Source organism: uncultured Streptococcus sp., from assembly GCF_963518475.1.
GTDB lineage: Bacteria > Bacillota > Bacilli > Lactobacillales > Streptococcaceae > Streptococcus.
The window spans coordinates 1-3,793 of sequence record NZ_CAUQJA010000045.1 but is presented as its reverse complement, the minus strand read 5'-3'; the positions used below and the strand labels follow the sequence as shown (position 1 = coordinate 3,793).

Below are 3,793 nucleotides of genomic sequence, written 5' to 3'. Positions count from 1 at the left end.
AAAATCCAGTGTCCGCAAGGACGTGCCGGTTCGACCCCGGCCGCCGGTATAGTATAGAGTTAAGGAACGTGGTAAATCTTCGTTCCTTTTTATATTACTTTTGCTATAATAATAGTTATTCAAATTTTATTTAGATTATGAAAGTGTAGGGAAGTATGTCTCGTTCTATCGATTTATTAAAACATCGGTATTTGAAAAATGTTAAAGAAAATCCTGAATTGTTTGTCGGGATTGAGCTGGAATATCCTGTTGTAAACTTGGAAGGGGATGCTACAGATGTTGAAGTTATCAAACACTTATTCAGATATTTAGTTTCTGCTTTGGATTTTACTGTCGAAAAGGTAGATGATTTTGGGACTCCTATTCAGTTAGTGGACCCAGTAAGTCAGGATACTATTTTATTTGAAGTTTCCTATACTACGATTGAGTTTGCATTTGGTAAGGCTGAAACGATACAAGAGGTTGAAGAACGTTTTAGTATTTATATGGAAGTAATCCAGAAGAAGTTAGCTGAATCAAATCATGCTATTGTCGGCTGTGGTATTCATCCCAACTGGGATAAAAATGAGAATTGTCCAGTGGCTTTCCCACGGTATCGCATGCTGATGGACTATTTGAATTTGAGTAGAAATGTGACTAAATCAGACTTGCATCATTTCCCTGAATATGGTGCTTTTATCTGTGGGAGTCAGGTACAGTTGGATGTTTCAAAGTCTAACTACTTACGGGTGATTAATGCTTTTACCCAAATTGAAGCAGTTAAGGCTTATTTATTTGCCAATTCTGAGTTTTCAGGTGAGGATTGGGATACGAAAATTTCAAGGGATATTTTCTGGGAAGAATCGATGCATGGTATCTATCCAGAAAACGTCGGGGTCAATGCTAGACTCTTTAAAGATGAGGATGATTTTTTTGATTATCTAGATCATTCTGCAATTTTTACTGCGGAACGAGATGGGCAAACCTATTATTTTTATCCGATTCAGGCGAGGGACTATTTGGCTACACCTGAAATCCAAGCATATGCACTTAATGGGGATGAGATTATTATTTATCCTCAAGAGAAAGATTTTGAAACTCATCGTAGTTATCAGTATCAAGACTTAACGACTCGCGGAACAGTTGAGTTTCGTAGTGTGTGTACTCAACCTCTAGATAGAACCTTCGCTTCAGCAGCTTTTCACTTAGGATTGTTGGTTAATTTAGATATGTTAGAAGCTTACTTAGAAACAGCGCCTTTCTTTAAAGAATTTGGGCGAAATTATAAGTTTTTAAGACGACAATTTTCTAAGAAGAGGCTTACAGATGAGGAAGAAACTGCGATTATTGAAATTTCCAAAGACTTACTCCTGCTAGCCGAGGAAGGACTGAAGATGAGAAATAAGCAAGAAATGACCTACTTACAGGCTTTGAAAGAAGAATTGAGCCTATAATTTCTCTTATAAAAGGAGAATTTTCTGAAAAATCATGATATAATGGATGAGACTATAGATAAAGGATAGAGAGTAATGACATTAGTTTATCAATCAACGCGTGACGCCAACAATACAGTAACTGCTAGCCAAGCAATTTTGCAAGGTTTGGCGACGGACGGTGGTTTATTTACACCGGTTACTTATCCAAAGGTAGATTTGGACTTTGACAAATTGAAAGATGCTTCTTATCAGGAAGTTGCTAAGATTGTTTTGTCAGCATTTTTAGATGACTTTACAGCTGAAGAGTTGGACTACTGTATCAACAATGCCTACGATAGCAAGTTTGATACTCCAGCTATCGCACCATTAGTGAAATTAGACGGGCAATACAACCTGGAGCTTTTCCATGGTTCAACAATTGCTTTTAAGGATATGGCCTTATCTATTTTGCCATACTTTATGACAACAGCTGCTAAGAAGCATGGTTTGGAGAATAAGATTGTCATCTTAACAGCGACATCTGGTGATACTGGGAAGGCTGCTATGGCAGGGTTTGCGGATGTTCCTGGTACTGAGATTATCGTCTTTTATCCAAAGGATGGTGTCAGCAAGGTGCAAGAGTTGCAAATGACCACTCAGACTGGTGATAACACTCATGTTATCGCCATTGATGGTAACTTTGACGATGCTCAAACCAACGTTAAGCATATGTTCAATGATGTGGTCCTTCGTGAAAAATTATCGGCCAATAAGTTGCAATTTTCATCAGCTAACTCTATGAATATTGGTCGTCTGGTACCACAGATTGTTTATTATGTTTATGCCTACGCTCAGTTGGTTAAGACTGGTGAGATTGTGGCTGGTGATAAGGTCAACTTCACAGTACCAACTGGAAACTTTGGAAATATCTTGGCTGCCTTTTATGCTAAGCAAATTGGTCTTCCAGTTGGCAAATTAATCTGTGCTTCAAATGACAACAATGTTTTGACAGACTTCTTTAAGACACGTGTTTACGACAAGAAACGTGAGTTTAAGGTAACGACTAGTCCATCTATGGATATCTTAGTATCTTCAAACTTGGAGCGTTTGATTTTCCATCTTTTGGGGAACGATGCGGTTAAGACAGCTGAACTCATGAATGCCTTGAGTGCACAAGGACAATATGAATTGACAGACTTTGATGCTGAGATTCTGGAACTCTTTGCAGCTGAATATGCGACTGAGGAAGAAACTGCGGCAGAAATTAAACGTGTTTATGATACAGATGCCTATATCGAGGATCCACATACGGCGGTTGCCTCAGCTGTTTATAGAAAATACCAAGCGGCTACCGGCGATGCGACTAAGACAGTGATTGCTTCAACAGCTAGTCCATACAAGTTCCCAGTGGTTGCAGTTGAAGCTGTAACAGGGAAATCAGGTCTGACAGATTTTGAAGCCTTGGCTCAATTACATGAAATCTCAGGTGTTGCAGTACCACCAGCAGTTGATGGGCTTGAAACAGCTCCAGTTCGTCACAATACAACCGTGGCAGCTGCTGATATGCAAGCAGCGGTTGAGGCTTATCTAGGACTCTAAGACAGAGGGAGTAAACTCGGTTGGGAAACCAACTGAGTTTCTTTTCATCAGGAGGAGAGATTGTTTAAGAAAAATAAAGACATTCTTAATATTGCCTCACCAGCTATGGGTGAAAACTTTTTGCAGATGCTCATGGGAATGGTGGACAGTTATTTGGTTGCGCATTTAGGGTTGATAGCTATTTCAGGTGTTTCAGTAGCTGGTAATATTATCACGATTTATCAAGCGATTTTCATTGCTCTAGGGGCAGCTATTTCTAGTGTTATTTCAAAAAGTTTGGGGCAGAAGGATCAGTCAAAGCTAGCCTATCATGTGACTGAAGCCTTGAAAATTACTTTACTATTAAGTTTCCTTTTAGGAGTTTTATCTATCTTTGCTGGGCAAGAGATGATAGGACTTTTGGGAACTGAGCAGGCTGTGGCTGAGAGTGGTGGACTGTATCTATCCTTGGTAGGCGGATCGATTGTTCTTTTGGGCTTGATGACGAGTTTGGGAGCCTTGATTCGTGCAACGCATAATCCACGTCTGCCTCTTTATGTTAGTCTCTTGTCAAATGCCTTGAATATTCTCTTTTCCAGTCTAGCTATTTTTGTACTTGATATGGGGATAGCTGGTGTTGCTTGGGGGACTATTCTGTCTCGTTTGGTTGGTCTTGTGATTTTGTGGTCACAATTAAAACTGCCTTATACGAAACCGACTTTTGGTTTAGATAAGGAACTGTTGACCTTGGCTTTACCAGCAGCTGGAGAGCGACTTATGATGCGGGCTGGAGATGTAGTGATCATTGCCTTGGTCGTTTC

3 protein-coding genes are annotated in these 3,793 nt (G+C 39.8%); all 3 read left to right on the top strand.

The window, feature by feature from the left end; translation table 11 throughout:
* Window positions 1-155: 155 nt before the first annotated feature.
* Complete coding sequence (locus tag RYK12_RS10015; RefSeq protein WP_314848854.1) at window positions 156-1,433, top strand: gamma-glutamylcysteine synthetase; 1,278 nt, start codon at window positions 156-158, stop codon at window positions 1,431-1,433.
* 75 nt (window positions 1,434-1,508) lie between these two features.
* Window positions 1,509-2,993 (top strand): threonine synthase, encoded by a 1,485-nt coding sequence (gene thrC, locus RYK12_RS10010; protein WP_314848852.1) that lies wholly within the window; start codon window positions 1,509-1,511, stop codon window positions 2,991-2,993.
* A 60-nt stretch (window positions 2,994-3,053) separates the two neighbouring features.
* Window positions 3,054-3,793: MATE family efflux transporter (locus RYK12_RS10005; protein ID WP_314848850.1), on the top strand; the 740-nt coding region annotated here is incomplete at its 3' end.

Bases quoted from the DNA above. Each gene is read 5' to 3' on its own strand.
- RYK12_RS10015 (WP_314848854.1), top strand. From the start codon at position 156: ATGTCTCGTTCTATCGATTTATTAAAACATCGGTATTTGAAAAATGTT.
- thrC (WP_314848852.1), top strand. From the start codon at position 1,509: ATGACATTAGTTTATCAATCAACGCGTGACGCCAACAATACAGTAACT.